Source organism: Nocardioides aurantiacus (assembly GCF_003752505.1).
Lineage (GTDB): Bacteria > Actinomycetota > Actinomycetes > Propionibacteriales > Nocardioidaceae > Marmoricola > Marmoricola aurantiacus.
Genome location: NZ_RKHO01000001.1, coordinates 1,023,867 through 1,047,004 on the forward strand (window position 1 = coordinate 1,023,867; position 23,138 = coordinate 1,047,004).

Here is a 23,138-nt window from a genome sequence, read left to right on the forward strand (position 1 = left end):
GGGCGGGTGCGGTGGGGTGGGTCAGGCGAGCAGGTCGCGCGCCGTGTGCAGGGTGGCGAGGAACAGCGGCGCCAGGTCGGTGCCGTGGTCGCCGGTCAGGAAGCGATCCATCGCGAGGTGCAGGCAGGCGACGACGAGGGTGAGCGCGACGTCGAACCGCTGCCGGTCGTACGCCGCCCCCTCGCGCTGCTCGACGTAGCCCAGGCAGGACTCGACCAGCTCCTGCAGCCGGTCGAGCGCGTGGGCGATCAACCGTGGGTTGGCCTGCATGGCGGCACGCCCCAGCGCCACCTCCTCGGGGCTCTCGGGGCGCTCGCGGAGGACCTGGACCACGATCTCGGCGAGGTCCTCGACCAGGCTGCCGTGCGGCCCGCCCGCCACGAAGGTGGTGAAGACCTCGGCGGCGATCACCGGGGGAGCGCCGATGACGGCGTCGTCCTTGCCGGGGACGTAGTTGAACAGCGTGCGGCGCGAGACCCCGGCAGCGCCGGCGAGGTCGTCCATGGTGAACCCGTCGATGCCGTGCTCGACGGCCAGCCGGCGGGCGGCGGTGACGATGTCGTGCAGCGTCTGCTCACGCTTCGCCGCCCGGCCGGTGCCGACAGGCGGGGCAGAGGTTGCACTCTCGGTCACGGAGTGCATTTTTGCACTGCCATCCACACGGGTGCACATGGGGGTGAGGGAGGCCCTCTCTTAACAAGAGTGTCTTAGTAGAGTTACTGTGGGAATCCGCCACCCAGGAGGCCCCCGTGACGCACGCCGCTCTGCTCGACAGCCCGGCCGCCCCGACCACCCTGACCGCTGCCCCTGCGCTGCGGCAGGCGCTCGGCGGGCTGGTGGCGTGGCAGGAGTCCTGGCACCTCCACTGTGCGGGACGGCTGGGCGTGCGGGTCGACGAGGTCGCGGTCGCCCCGGTGCAGGGGAGCGACGGCGAGGTCCGGTTCGACGTGCAGCTGCGCGGGCCCGAGCCCGCCGCGAGGTACGACGCGGTGCTGGCCGCCGCCCGCGAGCACGCCCCCGTGCTCGACCTCGTCACCGGCGGCCCGGCGGGCACGCGCGGCCACTAGGCTCGACGCGCACGCGGCCGCCGGGGTCGCGCCGTCCCCGGGAGAGCCATGTCCGACGCCCAGGAGCTGCGCGAGGCGGCCCCCTCCCCGCTCGGCACCCGCCGTGCCGGCGTGCTGCTGCACGTCACCTCGCTGCCCGGTGGCGACCTGGGCGGCTCGGCGTACGCCTTCGTCGACTGGCTCGCCGACGCGGGCGCGACGGTGTGGCAGCTGCTGCCGCTCGTGCCGGTGCACGAGGACGAGGCCTCGCCGTACAACTCCCTCTCGGCGATGGCCGGCAACCCCCTGCTGATCAGCGACGACCTGCGCCGCGAGCACGGGCTCGGCACGCTCGCCGAGCTCTCGCCCGAGCAGCGCACCCAGCACGACGCGTGGTGCGAGCAGCACGCGGTCTGGCTGGAGCCGTACGCCGAGTTCACCGTGCTGCGCGAGCTCCACGACCGCGCCCCCTGGACCACCTGGGAGCCCGGGCTCCGCGACCGGGTGCCCGCCGAGGTCGCCGCCGCACTGGCCCCGCACGCCGACCGCCTCGACGCGGTCCGGCTCGAGCAGTGGGTCTTCGACGAGCAGTGGCGCGCGCTGACGACGTACGCCGCGGAGCGCGGGGTGCTCACCTTCGGCGACCTCCCGATCTTCGTGGCGCCCGACAGCGCCGACGTGTGGGCCGACCGGGCGATGTTCCGGCTCGACGCCGAGGGCCGCCCGACCACCGTGACGGGCGTGCCGCCGGACTACTTCGCCGCCGACGGCCAGCGGTGGAACAACCCCCACTACGACTGGGTGGCGATGGCCGCCGACGACTTCGGCTGGTGGCGTCGCCGGATCGCCCGGCAGCGCGAGCTGTTCGACCTGGTGCGCATCGACCACTTCCGGGGCTTCGAGGCCGCCTGGCACGTGCCTGTCGAGGCGCCGACCGCCCGCGACGGAGCCTGGGTCGAGGGGCCGGGCCACGAGGTGCTGGCCGCGCTCGTCGAGACCGCGGGTGAGGGCACCCTGGTCGCCGAGGACCTCGGTGTGATCACGCCGGCCGTCGACGAGCTGCGGACCGCCGCCGGGCTGCCGGGGATGAAGGTGCTGCAGTTCGCCTTCGACGGCGGCCGCGACAACCCCTACCTGCCGCGGTTCCACGGCGAGGACTCCGTCGTCTACACCGGCACCCACGACAACGACACCACGCTCGGCTGGTGGTCCGAGCTGGACCGCAATGCCCGCCGCCGGGTGCGCCGCCACCTCCCGGCCGGTGAGCCGATGCCCTGGGCCCTGGTGCACCTGGCCCTGACCTCGACGGCCCGCCTGGCCGTCGTACCCGCCCAGGACCTGCTGGCCCTCGGTTCCGAGGCCCGGATGAACACCCCCGGCACCGCCACCGGCAACTGGGGCTGGCAGAGCGCGCCCGGCGCGTTCACCCCCGACCTCGCCACCCGCCTCCGTGCGCTGGTGGAGGAGACGGACCGGCTCCCGGCCGACTGACCCGTCGGCGGACCAGCGCTCAGGCCGCCAGGTCGTCAGGCGTGACCGGCAGCAGCCGGAGGTCGTCGGCGACGTGGACGGGGTGGCAGACGATCCCGGCCTCGCGCGCCGCGGTGAGCAGCGACCGGGCGAGCCGGCGGTCGTCCTCGACGAGCCCGGCCCGGCCGGGTCGCACCACGAGGAACGCGACCCCGAGGCCGTCGAGGCCCTCGCCCAGCACGTGCGTGAGGAGCTCGAACAACCCCTGCACCCCCTCGTCGGCGGCCTCGTCGGGGAGCTCGCCGACCTCCAGGAGCTGGGGGAGCGGACGGCCGTCGGGATCGAGGAAGGTGACCCACAGCGAGCGCGCGGAGAACCCGAGCGGCGCCATCAGCAGCTCCCAGAGCCGCTGCAGGTCCTGCTGCCCGCGGACGACCATGCGGTCGAGCTCGGCGCGGAGGTGGTCAGGGTCGGGTGGTCGCGGTGTCATGGGCCCAGGCTGCCCCGCGGGACGGGCCCGTGGGGCGTCGTCCACAGGCCAGTTCCGCCTCGGTACGGTGCCGCCCGTGGAGATCCTGCGACTCGTCCTGCTCTTCGTGCACGTCCTCGGCTTCGTCGCCCTCGTCGGCGGTCTCCTGGCCCAGCTCCGCGAGCCCGAGCGCCGCATCACCTGGCTGGTCCGCGACGGTGCGGGCACCGCGTTCGTCGCCGGACTGCTCCTGGTCGGGGTGCTCGAGGCAGGCGACGAGCCGGTCGACCACGCCAAGATCGGCGTCAAGCTGGTGGTGGGCCTGGTGGTGCTCGGGCTGGCGATGGCCCACGTGCGCCGGCCGCGCATCAGCACGGGCGTGTACGCCGCGCTCCTGGGGCTGAGCGTCCTCGACGTCGCGGTCGCCCTGTTCTGGGCGCCGGCGCACACCTGAGTGCTGGTCGCCGGGCCGCAGCGTCCGGTCGTCCCACCCGCCGACGGCGCCACGGCCGTCCCGGCATGACAGATGTCATCGCCCGCCCGTGAGCGACCGCGGTCGACCGGTGACGCCTGGCACTACTGGGCGGGCGCCGTTGCGAGCAGGGTGGTGCCATGACCACGACAGCAGCACAGCCCGCCGTCTCGATCCGGGGACTGCGACGCCGCTACGGCAGCGGCACCGACTCCTTCGAGGCGGTCCGCGGCGTCGACCTCGACGTCGCCCCGGGCACCATCCACACCCTGCTCGGCGTCAACGGTGCCGGCAAGACCTCCACGCTGGAGGTCGTCGAGGGACTGGCGCCCGCCAGCGAGGGGGAGGTGCGGGTGCTCGGGCTCGACCCGGTGGCCGACCGTCCCGCCGTACGTCGCCGCACCGGCGTGCTGCTCCAGCGCAGCGGCTTCGTCGGCGACCTCACGGTGCGCGAGACCCTGCAGATGTGGGCCGCGACGGTGACCTCGCCACGACCGGTCGAGGAGTCGCTCGCGCTGCTCGACCTCACCGACCGGGCCGACGTCCGCATGCGCGGGCTCTCGGGCGGCGAGCACCGCCGCGTCGACATCGCCTGCGCACTGATGGGCCGGCCCGAGGTGGTCATGCTCGACGAGCCCACCACCGGCCTGGACCCCGAGAGCCGCCGCTCGGTCTGGGAGCTGGTGCGCGACCTGCGCCAGCAGGGCGCCACGGTGCTGCTGACCACGCACTACCTCGACGAGGTCGAGGCGCTGGCCGACTGCGTCTCGATCATGCGGGCCGGCGAGATCGTCCGTGAGGGCACCGTCGCGCAGATCGTGGCCGACCACCCCTCCCACATCTCCTTCCGTACGCCGGACCGCGCACTGCCGCTCCCGGACGGCGACCACGACCGGGACGGCGAGCTCACCGTGCTCCGGGTCACCGACCTGCAGCCGGCGCTGACCGAGCTGCTGGTGAGCGCCCGCGACCACGGCGTCGTCCTCGAGCGGCTCAGCGCCCGCACCGCCAGCCTCGAGTCGGTCTTCCTCGACGTCGCCGCCGAGCGCGACGGCGCACCCGCCCCGGACCCCGAGCACCGCTCCGCCCCCCACCCCGAGACCGACGCCGTCCTGGAGGACGTCCGATGACCACCTCGACCGCCCCCGCTCCTGCCCCCGCCTCCCGCCACGCCGGGCTGCGCCGGACGCTCAGCCTGGGTCGCAGCAACTGGACGCTCATGGTGCGCAACCGCACCACGATGCTCTACGCCTTCGCGCTGCCGCTGTTCCCGCTGGTGCTGCTGTTCACCGCCGAGCGCAGCGGCGGCGACGTCAACGCCGGGGTGGCCGCCATCGGGACCACGCTGGTGATGGCGCTGACCTTCCCCGGCTACTACAACCTGCTCTCGATGTTCGTCACCCGCCGCGACGAGCTGGTGCTCAAGCGGCTGCGCACCGGCGAGGTCCGCGACCGCGAGCTGCTCACCTCGATGGCGCTGCCCGGTGCGGCGATCGTGCTGGCCGTCGCGGTGGTCTGCGTACCGGTCGCGCTCGCCGGCGGGCTGGACCTGCCGCTGAACCCGGTGCTGCTCCTGCTCGGCGTGCTGCTGTCGATCGTCACCTTCGCGGCCTTCGCGCTGTGGACCGCGGCCTGGACCCGCAACGCCGAGGCCGCCCAGCTCACCAGCGGGCCGGTCATCCTGCTCGCGTTCCTCGGCTTCATGCTGCCGGTCTTCCCCGAGGACCTGCACCGGTGGATCGAGCTGCTCCCCGGCGCGGCCGTCAACGAGCTGCTGCGCGTCGCGTGGTTCGGGCAGGAGTCCGGTGGCGGGTCGCTGTCGTTCCTGGAGACGTGGGGCGCCTCGGCGCAGCCCGTGCTCGTCCTGGTCGCCTGGACCGCGTTCGCCGTGGTGCTGGCCCGACGCTCGCTGCGCTGGGAGCCCCGCTCCTGACGCTCGTCAGGACCCCCGGCGACATCGCCCCACCTGAGAGGATCGCCCGGTGAGCCGCACCCTGCCGTTGCACGTCCCCGGCTGGTCCGGGCGCTCGGACGTGGCGCGCGTCGACCTCTACACCCGCGGCTCGCTGTACGCCGTCGCCTGGTTCCTGCTGGCGATGGGCCTGCTCGCCGCCGGTGCCCGCCTCGGCGACACGTCCCGCGCCGCGGTGGCCGGGCTGGCCTGCCTGGTCCTCGGGGTGCTCGCCACGCTCGTGCTGCGCCACGGTCTCGACGTCCGTCACGTGGGCCACCACCGCGGCGCCCCGGACGTGCCGTGGCGCCTCCTGCTCCCGATGGTGGCCGTGTCGTCGGGGCTGTGGGCCTGGGCGCTGGCGCTGCCCGGTGCCGAGTCGGGGCCGCTCGTGGTGATCGCCTTCGGCAGCCTCGCGTTCGCCGTGGGCGCGCTGGCGACCCCGCGGCTGCACGCGGGCGTGCTCGGAGCGGCCGCCGTCGCGGCGTACGTCGCCTCGGGCAGCCTGGGCGTCGCGGTCTACGCCCTGGGCATCAGTGCGTTCTTCCTCTTCACCGTGCAGAGCTCGCTGTGGCTGCTCGGCGTGGTCACCGAGCTGGACCGTGGCCGGCGCCACCAGGCAGCGCTGGCCGTCGCCGAGGAGCGGCTGCGCTTCTCCCGCGACGTGCACGACGTCCTGGGCCGACGGCTCTCGACCATCGCCGTGCAGGCCGAGCTGGCGGCCACCCTGGCCCGCCGCGGCGACGAGCGTGCGGCCGGCAGGATCCTCGAGGTGCGCGCCACCGCGCACGACGCCCTGCGGGAGGCGCGCGAGCTGGCCCGGGGCTACCGCCCGCTCGACCTGCGCCAGGAGCTCGACGGCGCGGTCTCGCTGCTGCGCTCCGCCGGCATCGCCTGCGACGCCGACCTCGCCGATCTGCCCGACGCCTGGCACGAGCCCGCCGCGCGGGTCGTCCGCGAGGCCGTCACCAACGTGCTGCGTCACTCCACCGCCACCCACGTCCGGATCCGCTGCGACGCAACCGGCGTCGAGGTGAGCGACGACGGCGGTCCCGCCGCCGCGGCGCCCGGCGACGGCAGCGGCCTGCGGACCCTGGCGGTCGACCTCGCCCCGCTCGGGGCCCGGCTGGAGTCCGGGTCCACCGGGGCGGGCTTCACGGTGCGGCTGCTGCTGCAGGACGACTCCCCGCAGGACGATGCCCCGCGAGGCGAGACCCCCGCCTCGACCGCCGCGAGCCGGACGACCGCGACCACCGGGGAGGTCCGGTGATCCGGGTGCTGCTGGCCGACGACGAGCACCTCATCCGGGGCGCGCTGGCCCAGATGCTCGAGCTGGAGGACGACCTGACGGTGGTGGCCCAGGCCGCCACCGGGGACGACGCGCTGGCCGCCTGCCGCCTCGACGCCCCCGACGTCGCGGTCCTCGACCTGCAGATGCCCGGGCTCGACGGCCTCGAGGTCGCGGAGCGGATCCACCGGGAGCAGCCCGGGGTCGCCTGCATGATCGTGACCAGCCACGGACGCCCGGGCCACCTCAAGCGGGCGCTCGCGGTCGGGGTGCGTGGCTTCCTGCCCAAGACGACGTCGGCGGTGACCCTGGCCGAGGTGGTCCGCACCGTCCACGCCGGTGGTCGCCACGTCGACCCCGAGCTGGCGGCGGAGGCGATCGCGGCCGGCGACTCGCCGCTGACCCCGCGCGAGGCCGACGTCCTCGAGGCCGCGGCCGACGGCGCGCCGGTCGACCGGGTCGCCGGCCGGGTCCACCTCTCGCCCGGGACGGTCCGCAACTACCTCTCCACGGCCGCCGCCAAGCTCGGCGCGGCCAACCGTCACGAGGCGGTCGCGACGGCCCGGCGGATGGGCTGGATCAGCTGAGCCCCGCCCCCGTGTGAGACCCCTCACGGGCGCCACGACGACGTCTCGCACTGCGGCTCCGCGGCCCCCACAATGGCGGGCGTGAGTGATGCGCGCGAGACCTACAGGGTCCTCGACCTGGCGCTCCGGGTCGGGGAGATCCTGCTGTCCTCCGGCGCCGGGGCGGCCGACGTCACGGCGACCATGCTGGGCCTGACGCGGCACTGCGGGCTGCCCAACGCCGACATCGACGTGACGTTCACGCTGCTGCGGATGAGCTACCAGGCCGACCCCGAGGAGCCGCCCGTCCTGCTCACCCGCAACGTGGCGCAGCGCGACATCGACTACGACGACCTGACCCGGGTGCAGGGTCTGGTCAACGACGTGATGCGCGACCGCGTCGACGTCGCCGAGGCCCGTCGCCGGGTGGCCTGGATCAACTCCACCGACCACTACCTGCCGGTGTGGTCGGCGGTCGTCGGCAGCGGCGTCGTGGGGGCCGGCATCGCGCTGCTCCTCGACGGCGACGCCCTGGTCACCTCGGTGGCGTTCCTGGCGGGCGTGGCGATCACGGTGCTGATGCGCACCCTCAACCGCCAGCGCTGGCCGATGTTCTACCAGCAGGCGGCCGGCGGCCTGGTCGCCACCGTCCTGGCCCTGGTGGCCGCGGTGGTGGCCGAGCGCGCCGGCCTCGCCGTCGACGTCTCGCTGGTCATCACGGCCAACATCGTGATGCTGCTCTCCGGCATCGGGTTCATGGGCGCGATCCAGGACGCCCTGAGCGGCTTCTACCTGACCTCCGGCGCGCGGATCATCGAGGCGCTGCTCGCCACGGCGGGCCTTATCGCGGGCGTCTCCGCCGGCCTGGCCCTCGCTCCGGGCCTCGGGGTCAGCACCATCGGGCTGCGGCCCGGCCGGATCGAGCTGGCCGCGCCGCCGCTGGTGCTGGTCGGCGCGGTGGTCGCGGCGTGCGCCTTCGCGTTCACCAGCTACGCCCCGCTGCGCTCGCTGCCCGCCATCGCGATGAGCACCGTCGCGGGCCACCTCGGCTACCTCGCCGTGCTCGACCCCCGTGACGCCCGTCCGTGGGCGGCCGCCGTCGCGGCGGTGATCATCGGCCTGCTCAGCTACGCGGTGGCCGGACGGGTCCGGGTGCCGCCGCTGGTGGTCGTGGTGCCCGCGCTGGTGCCGATGCTGCCGGGCCTGACGATCTACCGCGGGCTGAGCTACATGTCCGACGGCGACACCCTCGGCATCCTGCAGCTCTCGGCGGCGGCGGCCACCACGATCGCGCTGGCCGCCGGCGTGATCCTGGGGGAGTACGTCGCCCAGCCGCTGCGCCGCAACGCGCGCCGCATCGAGGACCGGCTCTCCGGCCCGCGCATGGTGGGCGTGATGCACAGCCACCTGGCGCGTCGTACGCGCGGCACCAGCGCCGGCGCCTGACCCGCGAGCGGTCCCCGGCGACCTAGGTGCAGCGGCCCCGGCCGAGGGCCTGCAGCCCGCGCAGGTCGCCGGGGCCGAGGTCGCGTTGGGTCGTGGTCGTGGCGTGCATCAGCTCGCGGGGGTCCTCGACGTGGTCGAGGCCGACGAGGTGACCGAACTCGTGGAGCGTGATCGCGGCGGCCACGGCGTCGCCGTCGGGCCGGTCCTGCAGCTCCGCGAGGGCCTCGCGGTCCAGCGTCACCTGGCCGGTGAGGTAGCGCCGCCAGCCGCCGCGCTCGACGACCACGCTGCCACCGAGCCCGGCCACCCGCCCCTCCAGCGCGGGCACCTCGTCGGCGTCGGAGAAGGTCACCAGGACGGGGTCGGGGTCGCCGAGGTCGCCCGGCCCCAGCTCGACCCGGCCCTGGTCCCAACGAGGTCGTGCCGAGGAGCGGCCGGCGTACTCCAGGCGCAGGCCGGTGGCCTCGTTGATCCGGGACATGGCCCGGCGCACGTGGTCCAGGCCGGTGCGCGGGTCCGGGGCCCCGTCGAGGTTGACCTCGACGCGCACCGGGTCGCAGCTGCTCCAGGTCACCGGCACCCGGGGCCGGCCCCGCTGGGTGGCGGCGAAGGCGAAGCTGCCCGGCCCGGCAGCCGCCGTCCCGGCCGTGCCGGGGTCCTCGCCGCCGACGAGCGGCCGCAGCACCGCGGGCAGCAGCGTCGGCACCGCGACGGCGAGACCGCCGACCAGCACCACCGTCAGCAGCGTCACGAACAGGTTGCGCAGCCCGCCGGAGCCGGCCTCGTCGCGCGGGCGGGACACCGTGCGGAGCGGCGTACGACGCGGGGCAGGCACCCCCCGATCGTCCCAGACCGGGCCAGACGGCACCGGTGGGCGCGACGTCCCGGGGCCGTCGAGGCGGCACGCGACGCTGTCGGAGCGCGGACGTAGTGTGGTCCGGACATGAGCGCGCAGTTCCCCCTCCCCGGCCTGGCCCCCGCCCCCGAGACCGAGCCCCCGCGCGGCCGACGCGGGCGGCCCACCCGCGAGCAGCTGCTCGACGGCCTCAACGACCCGCAGCGCGAGGCGGTCGTCCACGAGGGGTCACCGCTGCTGGTCGTCGCCGGTGCCGGCTCGGGCAAGACCCGCGTGCTCACCCGCCGGATCGCCTGGCTGATCTCCGAGCGCGGCGCCCACCCCGGCTCGATCCTCGCCATCACCTTCACCAACAAGGCCGCCGCCGAGATGCGCGAGCGCGTGGAGGAGCTGGTCGGGGGCCGCGCCCGCATCATGTGGGTCTCGACGTTCCACTCCGCCTGCGTGCGCATCCTGCGCAAGGAGATCGACAAGTTCGGCTTCAAGTCCAACTTCACGATCTACGACGCCGCGGACTCCAAGCGCCTGATGACGCTGGTCTGCAAGGACCTCGACCTCGACGCCAAGCGGTTCCCCCCGCGCGCGATCCTCAACTGGGTCAGCAACGCCAAGAACGAGCTGCAGGACCACGAGGACGCCGCCAAGGCGGCCGAGAACACCCAGGAGGAGGTCTACGCCTCGGCCTACGCGGAGTACCAACGCCGTCTCACCCAGGCCAACGCGCTCGACTTCGACGACCTGCTGATGCTCACCGTCCACCTGTTCCGGGCCTTCCCGGCGGTGCGCGAGGGCTGGCGGCGGCGGTTCCGGCACGTGCTCGTCGACGAGTACCAGGACACCAACCACGCGCAGTACGCCCTGATCCACGAGCTCTGCGCGCAGCGCCTGGAGGAGCCCACGACCGGGCCCACGCCGGGCGGCGAGGAGGTGCCGGCCGCGGAGCTGATGGTGGTCGGCGACGCCGACCAGTCGATCTATGCCTTCCGCGGGGCCAACATCCGCAACATCATGGACTTCGGGCAGGACTTCGTCGACGCGCGCACGATCCTGCTCGAGCAGAACTACCGCTCCACCCAGACCATCCTCACCGCGGCCAACGCGGTGATCAGCCGCAACGAGAGCCGCAAGCCCAAGCAGCTGTGGACCGACGCGGGCCAGGGCAGCGGCATCGTGGGCTACGTCGGCGACGACGAGCACGACGAGGCCCGGTTCGTGGCCGAGGAGATCGACAGGCTGACCGACGACGGTCAGGCCCGGGCCGGCGACGTGGCGGTGTTCTACCGCACCAACGCCCAGTCGCGGGTGTTCGAGGAGGTCTTCATCCGGGTCGGCCTGCCCTACAAGGTCGTCGGCGGCGTGCGGTTCTACGAGCGCCGCGAGGTGCGCGACGCCCTGGCCTACCTCCGCGTCCTGGCCAACCCGGCCGACTCGGTCTCGCTGCGCCGCATCCTCAACACCCCCAAGCGCGGCATCGGCGACCGCGCGGAGGCCTGCGTCGAGGCGCTGGCCCAGCGCGACCGACTCACCTTCTGGGAGGCGCTGCAGCGGGCGAAGGACGCGCCGGGCATCGCCACCCGTTCGCTCAAGGCGATCCAGGGCTTCGTCGACGTCGTCGAGCAGCTCCAGCAGATGGTGGCCGCGGGGGAGCGCGTCGACGTGGTGCTGGAGCAGGCGCTCACCCGCAGCGGCTACCTCAAGGAGCTCGAGGAGTCCGAGGACCCGCAGGACGAGACCCGGGTCGAGAACCTGGCCGAGCTGGTGGCGGTCGCCCGCGAGTTCTCCGAGGACCCGGTCGTCGGCCCGTCCGCCGACCCGGCCGAGGTCGAGGCGGGCGAGGCCGACCCGCCGGGGCTGACCGACTTCCTGGAGCGGGTGGCCCTGGTGGCCGACTCCGACCAGATCCCCGACAACCCGCCCGACGGCGAGGGTGACGACGCCCCGACGCCCGGCGTGGTGACCCTGATGACCCTGCACACCGCCAAGGGCCTGGAGTTCCCGGTCGTGTTCCTCACCGGGCTCGAGGACGGCGTCTTCCCCCACCTGCGCTCGCTGGGCGACAAGGTGGAGCTCGAGGAGGAGCGGCGGCTGGCCTACGTCGGCCTGACCCGCGCCCGCGAGCGGCTCTACGTCTCCCGTGCGGTCGTCCGCTCGGCGTGGGGCGCCCCCCAGCACAACCCGGCCTCGCGGTTCGTCGACGAGCTCCCGGTCGACCTGGTCGACTGGCGCCGCACCGAGGCCGCGATGACGTCGTGGAACCGCCCGCAGCTCGGCTTCGGATCACGTCGCGCCGCGCCTCCGCAGCGTCAGTTCGGCACCGTGACGGCCAAGCGCGACGCCGCGCAGAAGGCCAAGGCGAGCCGTCCGGTGCCCTCGCTCGACCCCGGCGACCGGGTGCAGCACGACAGCTTCGGCCTGGGCACCGTGATCGCGCTCGAGGGCGCCGGCGACAACGCGGTGGCCTCGGTCGACTTCGGCACCGAGGGCGTCAAGCGGCTGCTGCTGCGCTACGCGCCCGTCGAGAAGCTCTAGCGCCTCGCGGCGACTCCGCTCGCTCAGCGCGGCGGGGGCTACGGCTTGAGGCCGTGGAAGGTCAGCGCCTGGTAGGGGTCGACCGGGTCGCCGCCACCGGGACGCACCTCGAGGTGCAGGTGGGGGCCGGTGCTGTTGCCGGTGCTGCCGACGGTGCCGATCTGCTGGCCCGCGATCACCTTGTCGCCGGGGGAGACGCCGATGGACGTCTGGTGGCAGTAGTAGACCTCGGTGCCGTCGGCCAGCGTCATGATGGTGCGGTTGCCGTAGGCGCCGGCGTAGCCGGTCTCCTTGATCGTGCCGCTCGCGACGGCCACGATCGGCGTGCCCGCGGGGGCCGCGAAGTCGAGGCCGGTGTGGTCGGAGGACCAGAGCCCACCGGCCATGCCGAACCGCGCGGTCAGGCGGTAGCCGGTGGTCGGCAGGACCCAGGCGTTCTCGGCCTTCTCGGCGATCTCGCCGGCGCGCGCCTCGGCAGCACGGCCGAGCTGCTTGAGCTCGGCGTTGCGCTCGGCGGCCTGCTCCTCGGCGGCGCGCTGGAGACGGACCTCGGCGGCGTCCTGGAGGGCCTGGCGCTCGGAGTCACGGCTGATCGCTGCCTCGCGGTCGTCGACCTGCGTGCTGCGGACGGCGCCCTGGCCGTCGGTGCCGGCGGAGATGGCCCGGGCCTGGGCGGCCGCGGTGACGGCGCGGGGGCCGGGGAGCTCCTCGCCTGCGGCGACCGCGCCGGTGCCGGCGGCCACCAGGGCCACGACGCCGAGGGCGCTGGGCAGCACGGCGAGGCGGTGGCGCCAGCGGGGGCCGGCGGCGGTGCCGACCGAGGTGGCCAGGGAGGACAGCGACGGGACGACGCCACGGGCGCCGGTCCGGACGGAGGAGGAGGCCCGCGCCAGCAGCGACGGCGGGGTCTCGGCACGACGGCGACCCACGACCGGGGTCGCGGCACGGGCGTCGCCGACGCGGCGGTCACCGCGGTGCGTCGCCCGGTGCTGTCCCCGGTGCTGTGCCATGTGTCGGCCTCTCCTGCGTGTCGTCGAGGAAGGAGTGGGTACTCCACCCGGTTGGTAGAAGGTCAAACGACCCGCCACGATAGCCAGGAGTCGGCCCGAGACGAAATCGAGGGCGTGGTCAGTGTGGATCAACGACGCCTCGCCCGCAGGGGAACGGCCCCCTGCTGTGGGGCTGCTCACAGGACCCCCCGCCTCGGCTAGCCTGCCTGGCATGTTGCGCATCGTGGTGGCCAAGCCGGGACTCGACGGGCACGACCGGGGCGCCAAGGTGGTCGCGCGGGCGCTGCGCGACGCGGGCCACGAGGTCGTCTACACGGGTCTGCACCAGACCCCCGAGCAGATCGTCGAGACCGCCCTGCAGGAGGACGCCGACCTGATCGGCCTGTCCGTGCTCTCCGGCGCCCACATGACGCTGTTCCGGCGCATCATCGAGCTGCTGGGGGAGCGGGACGCCCGCGACATCGTCGTCTTCGGCGGGGGCATCGTCCCCGAGGAGGACGTCGCCCCGCTCCAGGAGCTCGGCGTGGCCAAGATCTTCACCCCGGGCGCGACCACCGGCGAGATCACCGGCTGGGTCACCGAGCACTTCGCGGACTCCCCGGAGACGCCTGCCTGAGACTCAGCCGCCGTGTGCGCGGACGTGCTCGGTGACGAGCCCGGCCAGCCGCTCGGGCTCCGAGCGCGGCACCCAGTGGCCGGTCTCCAGCCGCACCCGCACCACGTCGCTGCAGCGCGCGCCGAGCCCGTCGAGGCTGACGGGGTGGATGAAGGTGTCGTGCCGGCCCAGCACGACGAGCACCGGCACGTCGGTGCGCCACGCAGCCGGACGGCGGCGCAGGTTCTGCCGGTAGAGCGAGAGCCCCGGCAGCGCCGCTCGACCCAGGTCGGGTCCCCACGCCAGCGTGTGGGAGGTGGGGTCGAGCCGCTCCCCGAGCCGCCGCAGCGTGCGTTGTCCCCGACCCCACAACCACTCCGGGACCCGAGGCAGGCAGAAGACGTAGGCGTACCAGCTGTGCAGCAGCTGGGGCAGCAGCGCCCACCGGCGCGGGCCGTCGGCGAGCCGGGCGTAGAGGTGGTCGAGCGGGAAGCCGCTGACGGAGGTGAAGGAGACCAGCCGGCCGCGCAGCCGTGGGTCGCGGGTGGCGGCGGCCACGACGTCCCAGCCGATGATCGCGCCCCAGTCGTGGCCCACGAGGTGGAACGGCTCGCCGTCGGGGACGGTCGCCCGAACGACGGCCACCACGTCCTCGACGAGCAGCGCCACGTCGTACGCCGCCCGCTCGGTCGGCGCCTCCGAGCGCCCGGCGCCCCGCATGTCGGGCACCACCAGGTGCCAGTCGGCGGGCAGCCGGGGGACGACGTCGTCCCACAGCGTGCGGTCGTCGGGGTAGCCGTGCAGCAGCACCACGTGGGTGCGCGCGGTGGGGTCGCCGTGCTCGGTGAGGCGGAGCGTCACGGCGGGGACCGTGGCTGCTGTGACCTCGGTCTCGGTGGGCTGCACGAGGCGACCCTACGGTGCCACGAGGGCCCGAACCGGTCTAAGGTCGCTCGGAGGTGGCCGTCGGCTCCGTCCTGCGCGCGCCGCCACAACCGACGAGAACTCGAAGGAGCGGTCGACCCGTGGACCTGATGGAGTACCAAGCGAAGGAACTCTTCGCCAAGCATGGTGTGAAGGCGACGCTCGGCACGGTCGTCACGACCGCCGAGGAGGCCAAGGCCGCCGCCGAGGAGATCGGTGGCGTCACCGTGATCAAGGCGCAGGTCAAGGCCGGAGGCCGCGGCAAGGCCGGCGGCGTCAAGATCGCCAAGACCCCGGACGAGGCGCAGCAGCACGCCGAGGCGATCCTCGCGCTGACCATCAAGGACCTGCCGGTCAACCGGGTGCTGGTCACGCCGGCGACCCCGCCGGTGGAGGAGTACTACTTCTCCTTCCTGCTGGACCGCTCCAACCGCTCCTACCTGTGCATCGCCTCGGTCGAGGGCGGTGTGGAGATCGAGGAGGTCGCCAAGACCAACCCCGACGCGGTGAAGAAGATCGCGATCGACGCCGGCACCGGCGTCGACGAGGCCAAGGCCACCGCGATCGTCGAGGAGGTCGGCTTCCCGGCCGAGTTGCGCGACCAGGCGATCAGCATGGTCCAGCAGCTCTGGACGGTCTTCGTCGAGGAGGACGCCACGCTGGTCGAGGTCAACCCGCTCGCCCGGCTCGAGGGCGACGTCCTCGAGGCGCTCGACGGCAAGGTCTCGCTCGACGAGAACGCCGACTTCCGCCACGAGGACCACGCGCAGTTCGAGGACAAGGACGCGGCCGACCCGCTCGAGGCCAAGGCCAAGGCCAAGGGCCTGAACTACGTCAAGCTCGACGGCTCGGTCGGCATCATCGGCAACGGCGCCGGGCTGGTCATGTCCACCCTCGACGTCGTGGCGTACGCCGGTGAGGCCCACGGCGGCCAGAAGCCGGCCAACTTCCTCGACATCGGCGGCGGCGCGTCGGCGCAGGTGATGGCCGACGGCCTCGACGTCATCCTCAACGACGAGCAGGTCAAGAGCGTGTTCGTCAACGTCTTCGGTGGCATCACCTCCTGCGACGCGGTCGCCAACGGCATCGTCAGCGCGCTCGACATCCTGGGCGACGAGGCCAACAAGCCGCTCGTCGTACGCCTCGACGGCAACAACGTCGAGGAGGGCCGCCGCATCCTCGCGGAGGCCGACCACCCGCTGGTGGTCATCGAGCAGACCATGGACGGCGCGGCCGACAAGGCCGCCGAGCTCGCTGCGAAGGCTGGTGCGTGAGAGATGTCGATCTTCCTCAACAAGGATTCCAAGGTCATCGTCCAGGGCATCACCGGCGGTGAGGGCACCAAGCACACCCGCCTGATGCTCAAGGCCGGCACCAACATCGTGGGCGGCGTCAACGCCCGCAAGGCCGGCACGACCGTCACCCACCAGGACCCGGACGGCAACGACGTCGAGCTCCCCGTGTTCGGCTCGGTCGCCGAGGCGATCAAGGAGACCGGCGCCGACGTGTCGGTCGCCTTCGTGCCGCCGGCGTTCACCAAGGACGCCGTCATCGAGGCCATCGACGCCGAGATCGGCCTGCTGGTGATCATCACCGAGGGCGTGCCGGTGCAGGACTCCGCGGAGTTCTGGGCCTACGCGCAGGGCAAGCAGACCCGCATCATCGGGCCCAACTGCCCCGGCATCATCACGCCGGGCGAGGCGCTGGCCGGCATCACGCCCGCCACGATCTCCGGCTCCGGCCCGGTCGGGCTGGTCTCGAAGTCGGGCACGCTGACCTACCAGATGATGTTCGAGCTCAAGGACTTCGGCTTCTCGACCGCCATCGGCATCGGCGGCGACCCGATCATCGGGACCACGCACATCGACGCCCTCGAGGCGTTCGAGAACGACCCCGACACCAAGGCGATCGTGATGATCGGCGAGATCGGTGGCGACGCGGAGGAGAAGGCCGCGGCGTACATCAAGGAGCACGTGACCAAGCCGGTCGTCGGCTACGTCGCCGGCTTCACCGCTCCGGAGGGCAAGACCATGGGCCACGCCGGCGCCATCGTCTCCGACGGCGCGGGCACCGCCCAGGGCAAGAAGGAGGCCCTCGAGGCCGCCGGGGTCAAGGTCGGCAAGACGCCGTCCGAGACCGCCCAGCTGATGCGGGACATCCTGCAGGCGCTCTGACCCACCTCGACGCGAGCCCCCCTCCGCCCCGGCGGACGGGGGCTCGCTCGCGTCCGGGGCCGGTTTCCCAGGTGATGAACCCGAACTGCCTCCTCACACACCGCACACCGTGTGTGAGGAGGCGGGTTGCCGTGCGAGGAGGGCGACCGCCGCCGGCTTCCTGTGCACAGAGGCGACATGGGTTCATCACCTGGGAAACCGGCAGCGGGGGACGCGCCGGGACGGGCAGCCGCGGTCAGGTGACGGCGTTGCGGGCGGCGTACGCCGGGTCGAGGTGCTCCTCGTGCTCCAGGACCAGCACCAGCCGCTCGACGGCCGTCTCGACGTCGGCGAGGGTGTTGTAGAGCGGGGCGAACCCGAACCGGGCGATGTCGGGGTCGCGGAAGTCGCCGATGACGTCGCGGGCGACCAGCGCCTGCACCACGCCGTACGCCGCGGGGTGGCGCAGCGAGACCTGGCTGCCGCGCCGCCCCTGCTCGCGCGGGGTGACCACCTCGACGGCGTCCCCGACGTGCTCGTCGACCAGCTCGATGAACCGCTCGGTCAGGGCCAGCGACCGCTCCCGCAGCTCGGTGACCGTGACGCCGTCGAAGGCCTCCAGCGACGCCTCGAGCGCGCTCAGCGCCAGCACCGGCGGGGTGCCCGAGGCGAACGAGCCGACGCCCTCGCGCGGCTCGAAGTCGCGGGCCATGGCGAACGGCGTGGCGTGGCCCATCCAGCCACTGATCGGCTGGCGGGCGGCGGCCTGGTGGCGGGGCGCGACCCAGAGCCAGGCGGGGGAGCCGGGTCCGCCGTTGAGGTACTTGTAGGTGCAGCCGACCGCGAGGTCGGCGCCGGCCGCCGTCAGGTCGACGGGCACCGCGCCGGCCGAGTGGCACAGGTCCCACAGCACCAGCGCGCCGCGCTCCTGGGCGCGGGCGGTGATGCCGGGCAGGTCGAACAGCGCGCCGGTGCGGAAGTCGACGTGGGTGAGCGAGAGCAGCGCGGTGTCCTCGTCGACCGAGGCCAGCGGGTCGGCGGGGTCGCACCAGCGCAGCTCGAGCCCGAGCAGCTCGGCGACGGCCGCGGTCACGTAGCCGTCGGTGGGGAAGGTCGTCGGCTCCAGGACCAGCACGCGGCGGCCAGGGCGCAGCCGGGCGGCGGCGACGGTGGTCTTGAACAGGCTGACCGTGGTGCTGTCGCCCAGGTGGAGGTCGGCGGGGTCCACGCCGACCAGCGGGGCGAGGCGGGCGGCGACGCGTCCGACGAGCTGCATCCAGCCGGCGTCGTTCCACGACCGGATCAGCCCGCGGCCCCACTCCTCGCGCACCACCTGGGAGAGCCGGTCGGCGACGCCGGTGGGCAGCGCGCCGAGGGAGTTGCCGTCGAGGTAGACCAGCCCCTCGGGCAGCTCGAAGCGACCGGGTCCGGGGATCATCGGCGGGGCCCGGTCAGCCCGAAGAGGCGGTCACGGGCGCGCACGACCAGCGCCTCGAAGGTGGCGGAGTCGACGTCGGCGCCCTCGACCGGCGTCAGCAGCACCTGCGTCACCCAGCGACCCACGCGGGCCACCCCCATCCAGTAGCCGACGGTCTCGTCCTCGCGGACCTCGCTGTCCAGCCGCCACGAGGACGACACCGAGCCGCGGGGGCCGGGCCGGTCGACCTGCGCCGCGCTGACCTCGGCGGAGAGGTCGTCCTTCTCGCACCGCGCCATCGCGGCCTCGATCCGGTCGACGAGGCGCTGGGCGCGCGCCACGGTCGGGAACCGGCCGTAGGTCTGGCTCACCCCGAACCGCTCGTCGACCCGCGCCCCGGGGACGAGGAAGGTGCGGGTGCGGGCCCGCGGGGCGCCGGCCCGGACGAAGTCGGCCCGGTCGCAGGTGGTGGAGGAGGGGTTGGGACGGGCGGGGACGGGACGGGTGCCGACCCAGGGCCGGTTGATCCTCCCCACCACCGGCAGGTCGGCCGCGGCGAGGGTGCCCAGCGCCTCGCCGGACCGGGGCGGCAGCACCGGCGTCGCCCGGACCTCTCCGGGGCACTCCCCGGCGGGGTCGGTCTCGCACAGCCCGGTGACCGCGCTGGTGAGCACCCGTGCGGCCGCGGCGTTGCGCACCGAGTCGCCGCCGCGGGTGACGGCCACGGTCGAGACCGTCAGCGCACCCGTGCGGACCACGCCGACCACGAGGCTGCGGGTCTGCGCCGGTCGGCGCGCGTCGGGGAGCCGGAGCCGCAGCAGCTGCGCCTCGTCGCCCAGGCCGTCGAGGCGGTAGGTGCCCTGCAGCTGCAGCCGGGCCTCGCGGCAGCCGGCGAACCACCCCAGCGTCGTGTCGTACGCCGCTCCGGCGGCCTTCTCGCTCGCGGAGATCTCCACGGTCTGCAGCAGCGTCCGCCGCGGGGCGTTGGTGGTGGCGAAGCTGCGGACGAAGGTGCCCTCGCCCTCGGGGTCGGCGAAGCGGCTCTGCTGGCACACGGTGTTGATGCCGGTGCCGCGGGTGTTGTCGGTGGTGCCGACCAGGCGCCAGCGCTGGCGCGGCGCCACCTCCTGGGCGTCGGTCACCCCGAGCAGCGTGGCCACCGTGACCGGGCGCGGCGCGGGGGAGGCGCTGGGCGACCCGCCCTCCACGGCCTCGACGGCCCCGGACAGGCCGCCGTCGCGGCGTACGAGCAGGGTGACGACCACCGCGAGCACGACCAGCACGACCAGGAGCGCGATCCAGGTGCGGCGCCCGCCGGGCAGGCGACGACCGCGGGACGTGCCCGCGGGGTCCTCGCCAGGGGCCTGCGAAGTGGTGCGCACGAGGGAGGAGGCTACCCGCGTGGCGGGACCACCTCGCGTCCGCTTCGGTTCAAGATGGTGGCGATGACCGACCTGCTGAGCCGCCCGCCCCACCTCGACCCCGACGACCCGCGTCGTCGGGGCGGTCGGCGTGGCGGCGGCGCGGCGTCCCGGCTCGTGGCCTCGGTCGTGGCCGGACTGCGCGGCGAGCAGGAGCGCACGCTGGCCGGGGCCGCCGCCCTGGCCGCGGGCGGTGCCGTCGCCGCGGGGCTGCTCGGGCTGATGGCCGTGGCCCTGGTCGGCTGGTACCTCGCGGACGGCGGCGCCCACGGCTCGACCCGCGACGCGCTCCGCGCCGGCGCCGACCTGTGGCTGGTCGGCCACGGCTCCGGCGTCAGCCTCGGTGGCGTCCCGGTCGGGCTGGTCCCGCTCGCGCTCCCCGTGGCGCTGGGGTGGTTGGCCCACCGGCTGGCCGTCCGGGCCGGTCGCACCGCCCGGCCCACCGACGACGACCGCACGGTCGTGCAGGCGGCCGTCACCTTCACCGGCGTCTACCTCGTGCTCGCCGTGCTGACCTGCGTCCTGGCGGGCACCGACGACGTCAGCCCCGGCCTGGGGCGCACCGTCCTCGGCGCGCTGCTGCTGCCCGGCCTGCTCGGCACGCTCGGGCTGGTCCGGGGGACCGGCCGGCTGGGCGCCTGGCGCGACCTCGTGCCGGGCTGGGTGCGCGCGGTGGTCCACGGCGCCACCACGGCCGTCGTGCTGCTGCTCGGTGCCGCCGCCGCGCTCGCCCTGGTCGCCGTGCTGCTCGGCACCAACGACGCGATGGCGGTCCTGGCCGGGCTGCGGCTCTCCGGCGGCGACTACGCGGCGTACGCCGTGGCGACGGCGCTGCTGCTGCCCAACGCGGTGCTCTGGGCGGCCGCCTACCTCGTCGGCCCCGGCTTCTCCGTCGGCGTCGGCACCACCGTCTCCCCGGGCGTGGTCAGCCTCGGCCCCGTGCCCGCCTTCCCGCTGCTCAGCGCGCTGCCCGACGCCGGCCCGACCCCGGCGTGGTCGATGGGCCTCCTGGTCGTCCCCGTCGTCGTCGCGGCGGTCGGGGCCCGCCGGGCGCAGCTGGCCTACGGCGTCACGGCGTACGACTCCTCGGCGCTGCGCGGCTTCGGCTCCGGGGTGCTGGCGGGCGTCCTGACGGCGCTGCTGACCGGCCTCGCCGGAGGCTCGCTCGGCACCGGCCGGCTCGCCCACGTCGGGCCCTCGGTCCTCGAGGTCGGGGCGGCCGCGGTGGCCTCGATGGGGCTGGCCGGGCTGCTCGCCGGGCTGGCCACCGCCTGGTGGCAGCGCCGCTCGTCGGAGCCGGTCGAGCACTGAGTAGCCTGTGGCGGTGCTGCCCGCCGCCGAACGCCGACTCGTCGTGCTCGTCTCCGGCAGCGGCACCAACCTCCAGGCCCTGATCGACGCGAGCACCGACCCGTCGTACGGCGCGCGCGTGGTCGCCGTCGGCGCCGACCGCGACGGCATCGAGGGCCTGGCTCGCGCCGAGCGCCACGGCCTCCCGGCCTTCGCGCACCGGCTGCGCGACGCGCCCACCCGCGAGGCCTGGGACGCCGGTCTCGCCGACGCCGTCGCCGCCCACGAGCCCGACCTGGTCGTGCTGGCCGGCTTCATGAAGCTCGTCGGCCCGGCCTTCCTCGCCCGGTTCCCGGGCGCGGTGGTCAACACCCACCCGGCGCTGTGCCCCAGCTTTCCCGGCACCACCGGACCGGCCGACGCCCTGGCGTACGGCGTCAAGGTCACCGGCGCGACGCTCTTCGTCGTCGACGACGGGGTCGACACCGGCCCGATCGTCGCGCAGGCCGTGGTCCCGGTCGAGGACGACGACGACGTCGCGTCCCTCCACGAACGCATCAAGGTCGCCGAGCGGGCCATGCTCGTCGACGCCGTGGGCCGCCTGGCCCGCGAGGGCTACACCATCACCGACAGGAAGGTGCGGATCGGCGCATGACCGAGAGCACGCTGCCCCAGGACCGGATCGCGCTGAAGCGCGCGCTGGTCTCCGTCTACGACAAGTCCGGCCTCGAGGACCTCGTCCGCGGCCTGCACGACGCCGGCGTCGAGCTCGTCTCGACCGGCGGGTCGGCGCGGCTGATCTCCGAGCTGGGCCTGCCCGTGACCAGGGTGGAGGACCTCACCGGCTTCCCGGAGTGCCTCGACGGGCGCGTCAAGACGCTGCACCCCAAGGTCCACGCCGGCATCCTGGCCGACCGGCGGCTGCCCGCCCACGTCACCCAGCTCGAGGAGCTGGGTGTGGAGCCGTTCGACCTCGTCGTCTCCAACCTCTACCCGTTCACCGCGACCGTCGCCTCGGGGGCCTCTCCCGACGAGTGCGTCGAGCAGATCGACATCGGGGGGCCCTCGATGGTGCGCGCCGCCGCGAAGAATCACCCCTCGGTGGCGATCGTGACCTCCCCCGAGCGCTACGCCGACGTGCTGGAGGCGGCGGCCGCCGGCGGCTTCACCTACGAGCAGCGCAAGCGGCTCGCCGCCGCGGCGTTCGTGCACACCGCGTCCTACGACGTGGCGGTGGCGAGCTGGATGGGCTCGGTGCTCACCGACACCTCCGACGGCGCCGGCTTCCCCGCGTGGGTCGGCGGCACCTGGGAGCGCGAGGCGGTGCTGCGGTACGGCGAGAACCCCCACCAGGGCGCGGCGATCTACCGCCACGAGCTCGCCCCCGGGCTGGCGCAGGCCGAGCAGCTGCACGGCAAGGAGATGTCCTACAACAACTACGTCGACGCCGACGCGGCCCGCCGGGCGGCGTACGACTTCGACGAGCCGGCCGTGGCGATCATCAAGCACGCCAACCCCTGCGGCATCGCCGTCGGCGCCGACGTCGCCGAGGCCCACCGCCGCGCCCACGAGTGCGACCCGGTCTCCGCCTTCGGCGGCGTGATCGCCGTCAACCGGCCGGTCTCGGTCGCGATGGCCGAGCAGGTGGCCGAGGTCTTCACCGAGGTCGTCGTGGCGCCGGGCTACGACGACGGGGCCGTCGAGGTGCTGACCCGCAAGAAGAACGTCCGGCTGCTCGTCGCCGAGCCCGCCGAGCGCGGTGGCGTCGAGATGCGGCCGATCTCCGGCGGCGTGCTGCTGCAGCAGCGCGACGCGGTCGACGCCGAGGGCGACGACCCCGCCTCGTGGACGCTCGCCACCGGCGGAGCCGCCTCCGAGGCCGTGCTGGCCGACCTCGCCTTCGCCTGGAAGGCGTGCCGCGCCGCCAAGTCCAACGCCATCCTGCTCGCCAAGGACGGTGCCTCGGTCGGCATCGGCATGGGCCAGGTCAACCGCGTCGACTCGTGCCGGCTGGCCGTGGACCGTGCGGGGGACCGGGCCGCGGGCTCGGTCGCCGCGTCCGACGCGTTCTTCCCCTTCGAGGACGGCCCGCAGATCCTGATCGACGCGGGCGTCACCGCGATCGTGCAGCCCGGCGGGTCGGTCCGCGACGAGCTGACGATCGAGGCGGCGAAGGCGGCCGGCGTGACGATGTACTTCACCGGCACGCGTCACTTCGCCCACTGAGGCGAGAGC

Annotated in this window: 22 protein-coding genes; 15 read left to right on the forward strand and 7 right to left on the reverse strand. The window is 74.3% G+C overall.

The window, feature by feature from the left end; genetic code table 11:
* Positions 1–21: 21 nt before the first annotated feature.
* A complete protein-coding gene (locus tag EDD33_RS04890) occupies positions 22–633 on the reverse strand; it encodes a TetR/AcrR family transcriptional regulator (RefSeq protein ID WP_170169701.1) in 612 nt (203 codons plus the stop codon).
* Between the two features lie 116 nt (positions 634–749).
* On the opposite strand from EDD33_RS04890, the gene EDD33_RS04895 reads away from it, so the two are divergent.
* Together EDD33_RS04895 and malQ are read left to right on the forward strand one after the other, a co-directional pair.
* Positions 750–1,067 (forward strand): hypothetical protein, encoded by a 318-nt coding sequence (locus tag EDD33_RS04895; protein ID WP_123389344.1) that lies wholly within the window; start codon positions 750–752, stop codon positions 1,065–1,067.
* Between the two features lie 48 nt (positions 1,068–1,115).
* A complete protein-coding gene (malQ, locus tag EDD33_RS04900) occupies positions 1,116–2,537 on the forward strand; it encodes a 4-alpha-glucanotransferase (RefSeq protein WP_123389345.1) in 1,422 nt (473 codons plus the stop codon).
* A 19-nt stretch (positions 2,538–2,556) separates the two neighbouring features.
* Here the strand turns inward: malQ and EDD33_RS04905 are convergent, their stop codons facing one another.
* Complete coding sequence (locus EDD33_RS04905) at positions 2,557–3,006, reverse strand: hypothetical protein (protein WP_123389346.1); 450 nt, start codon at positions 3,004–3,006, stop codon at positions 2,557–2,559.
* A gap of 76 nt (positions 3,007–3,082) precedes the next feature.
* On the opposite strand from EDD33_RS04905, the gene EDD33_RS04910 reads away from it, so the two are divergent.
* From EDD33_RS04910 to EDD33_RS04935, 6 genes are all read left to right on the forward strand, one after another.
* On the forward strand, positions 3,083–3,439 hold the full coding sequence (locus EDD33_RS04910) for a hypothetical protein (RefSeq protein WP_123389347.1): 357 nt from the start codon (positions 3,083–3,085) through the stop codon (positions 3,437–3,439).
* Positions 3,440–3,597: 158 nt separating this feature from the next.
* Complete coding sequence (locus EDD33_RS04915; protein ID WP_123389348.1) at positions 3,598–4,587, forward strand: ABC transporter ATP-binding protein; 990 nt, start codon at positions 3,598–3,600, stop codon at positions 4,585–4,587.
* Positions 4,584–5,390, forward strand: a complete 807-nt coding sequence (locus EDD33_RS04920; protein WP_123389349.1) for an ABC transporter permease — start codon at positions 4,584–4,586, stop codon at positions 5,388–5,390. Before EDD33_RS04915 ends, EDD33_RS04920 begins: the two co-directional genes overlap by 4 nt.
* A 49-nt stretch (positions 5,391–5,439) precedes the next feature.
* On the forward strand, positions 5,440–6,678 hold the full coding sequence (locus tag EDD33_RS04925) for a sensor histidine kinase (RefSeq protein ID WP_123389350.1): 1,239 nt from the start codon (positions 5,440–5,442) through the stop codon (positions 6,676–6,678).
* Positions 6,675–7,283 carry a response regulator transcription factor gene (locus tag EDD33_RS04930; protein ID WP_123389351.1) on the forward strand — a complete coding sequence of 203 codons (609 nt, stop codon included), beginning with the start codon at positions 6,675–6,677 and terminating at the stop codon, positions 7,281–7,283. Before EDD33_RS04925 ends, EDD33_RS04930 begins: the two co-directional genes overlap by 4 nt.
* A gap of 72 nt (positions 7,284–7,355) precedes the next feature.
* Positions 7,356–8,708: a threonine/serine exporter family protein gene (locus tag EDD33_RS04935; RefSeq protein ID WP_123389352.1), complete on the forward strand. Its 1,353-nt coding sequence runs from the start codon at positions 7,356–7,358 to the stop codon at positions 8,706–8,708.
* A 22-nt stretch (positions 8,709–8,730) separates the two neighbouring features.
* Here EDD33_RS04935 and EDD33_RS04940 read toward each other — a convergent pair whose 3' ends face one another.
* Positions 8,731–9,543, reverse strand: coding sequence for a matrixin family metalloprotease (locus tag EDD33_RS04940; protein ID WP_148076938.1), 813 nt, complete (start codon positions 9,541–9,543; stop codon positions 8,731–8,733).
* 108 nt (positions 9,544–9,651) lie between these two features.
* Between EDD33_RS04940 and pcrA the strand changes: the two genes are divergently transcribed.
* Complete coding sequence (gene pcrA / locus EDD33_RS04945; RefSeq protein WP_123389354.1) at positions 9,652–12,093, forward strand: DNA helicase PcrA; 2,442 nt, start codon at positions 9,652–9,654, stop codon at positions 12,091–12,093.
* 38 nt (positions 12,094–12,131) lie between these two features.
* Here pcrA and EDD33_RS04950 read toward each other — a convergent pair whose 3' ends face one another.
* On the reverse strand, positions 12,132–13,103 hold the full coding sequence (locus EDD33_RS04950) for a M23 family metallopeptidase (RefSeq protein ID WP_211332417.1): 972 nt from the start codon (positions 13,101–13,103) through the stop codon (positions 12,132–12,134).
* Between the two features lie 211 nt (positions 13,104–13,314).
* On the opposite strand from EDD33_RS04950, the gene EDD33_RS04955 reads away from it, so the two are divergent.
* On the forward strand, positions 13,315–13,719 hold the full coding sequence (locus tag EDD33_RS04955; protein ID WP_211332418.1) for a cobalamin B12-binding domain-containing protein: 405 nt from the start codon (positions 13,315–13,317) through the stop codon (positions 13,717–13,719).
* 3 nt (positions 13,720–13,722) lie between these two features.
* Here the strand turns inward: EDD33_RS04955 and EDD33_RS04960 are convergent, their stop codons facing one another.
* A complete protein-coding gene (locus tag EDD33_RS04960) occupies positions 13,723–14,604 on the reverse strand; it encodes an alpha/beta fold hydrolase (protein WP_123389355.1) in 882 nt (293 codons plus the stop codon).
* A 119-nt stretch (positions 14,605–14,723) separates the two neighbouring features.
* Between EDD33_RS04960 and sucC the strand changes: the two genes are divergently transcribed.
* Positions 14,724–15,896, forward strand: coding sequence for an ADP-forming succinate--CoA ligase subunit beta (gene sucC / locus EDD33_RS04965; RefSeq protein WP_123389356.1), 1,173 nt, complete (start codon positions 14,724–14,726; stop codon positions 15,894–15,896).
* Between the two features lie 3 nt (positions 15,897–15,899).
* Complete coding sequence (gene sucD, locus EDD33_RS04970) at positions 15,900–16,796, forward strand: succinate--CoA ligase subunit alpha (RefSeq protein WP_123389357.1); 897 nt, start codon at positions 15,900–15,902, stop codon at positions 16,794–16,796.
* A gap of 235 nt (positions 16,797–17,031) precedes the next feature.
* On the opposite strand, the gene kynU is transcribed toward sucD, so the two are convergent.
* Positions 17,032–18,213, reverse strand: a complete 1,182-nt coding sequence (gene kynU / locus EDD33_RS04975) for a kynureninase (protein WP_123389358.1) — start codon at positions 18,211–18,213, stop codon at positions 17,032–17,034.
* Positions 18,210–19,574 (reverse strand): hypothetical protein, encoded by a 1,365-nt coding sequence (locus EDD33_RS04980; protein ID WP_123389359.1) that lies wholly within the window; start codon positions 19,572–19,574, stop codon positions 18,210–18,212. Before EDD33_RS04980 ends, kynU begins: the two co-directional genes overlap by 4 nt.
* Positions 19,575–19,637: 63 nt before the next feature.
* On the opposite strand from EDD33_RS04980, the gene EDD33_RS04985 reads away from it, so the two are divergent.
* Genes EDD33_RS04985 through purH form a run of 3 tightly spaced genes read left to right on the forward strand, consistent with a single transcriptional unit; the run spans position 19,638 to position 23,129 of the window.
* On the forward strand, positions 19,638–20,924 hold the full coding sequence (locus EDD33_RS04985) for a cell division protein PerM (protein ID WP_148076939.1): 1,287 nt from the start codon (positions 19,638–19,640) through the stop codon (positions 20,922–20,924).
* Positions 20,925–20,937: 13 nt separating this feature from the next.
* A complete protein-coding gene (purN, locus tag EDD33_RS04990) occupies positions 20,938–21,558 on the forward strand; it encodes a phosphoribosylglycinamide formyltransferase (RefSeq protein WP_425463837.1) in 621 nt (206 codons plus the stop codon).
* Positions 21,555–23,129: a bifunctional phosphoribosylaminoimidazolecarboxamide formyltransferase/IMP cyclohydrolase gene (gene purH, locus EDD33_RS04995; RefSeq protein WP_211332419.1), complete on the forward strand. Its 1,575-nt coding sequence runs from the start codon at positions 21,555–21,557 to the stop codon at positions 23,127–23,129. Before purN ends, purH begins: the two co-directional genes overlap by 4 nt.
* Positions 23,130–23,138: the final 9 nt, after the last annotated feature.

Coding starts and splice junctions, on each gene's coding strand:
- malQ (WP_123389345.1), top strand. CDS start 1,116: ATGTCCGACGCCCAGGAGCTGCGCGAGGCGGCCCCCTCCCCGCTCGGC.
- EDD33_RS04905 (WP_123389346.1), bottom strand. CDS start 3,006: ATGACACCGCGACCACCCGACCCTGACCACCTCCGCGCCGAGCTCGAC.
- EDD33_RS04915 (WP_123389348.1), top strand. CDS start 3,598: ATGACCACGACAGCAGCACAGCCCGCCGTCTCGATCCGGGGACTGCGA.
- EDD33_RS04920 (WP_123389349.1), top strand. CDS start 4,584: ATGACCACCTCGACCGCCCCCGCTCCTGCCCCCGCCTCCCGCCACGCC.
- EDD33_RS04935 (WP_123389352.1), top strand. CDS start 7,356: ATGGCGGGCGTGAGTGATGCGCGCGAGACCTACAGGGTCCTCGACCTG.
- pcrA (WP_123389354.1), top strand. CDS start 9,652: ATGAGCGCGCAGTTCCCCCTCCCCGGCCTGGCCCCCGCCCCCGAGACC.
- EDD33_RS04950 (WP_211332417.1), bottom strand. CDS start 13,103: ATGGCACAGCACCGGGGACAGCACCGGGCGACGCACCGCGGTGACCGC.
- EDD33_RS04955 (WP_211332418.1), top strand. CDS start 13,315: ATGTTGCGCATCGTGGTGGCCAAGCCGGGACTCGACGGGCACGACCGG.
- sucD (WP_123389357.1), top strand. CDS start 15,900: ATGTCGATCTTCCTCAACAAGGATTCCAAGGTCATCGTCCAGGGCATC.
- kynU (WP_123389358.1), bottom strand. CDS start 18,213: ATGATCCCCGGACCCGGTCGCTTCGAGCTGCCCGAGGGGCTGGTCTAC.
- EDD33_RS04985 (WP_148076939.1), top strand. CDS start 19,638: ATGACCGACCTGCTGAGCCGCCCGCCCCACCTCGACCCCGACGACCCG.
- purH (WP_211332419.1), top strand. CDS start 21,555: ATGACCGAGAGCACGCTGCCCCAGGACCGGATCGCGCTGAAGCGCGCG.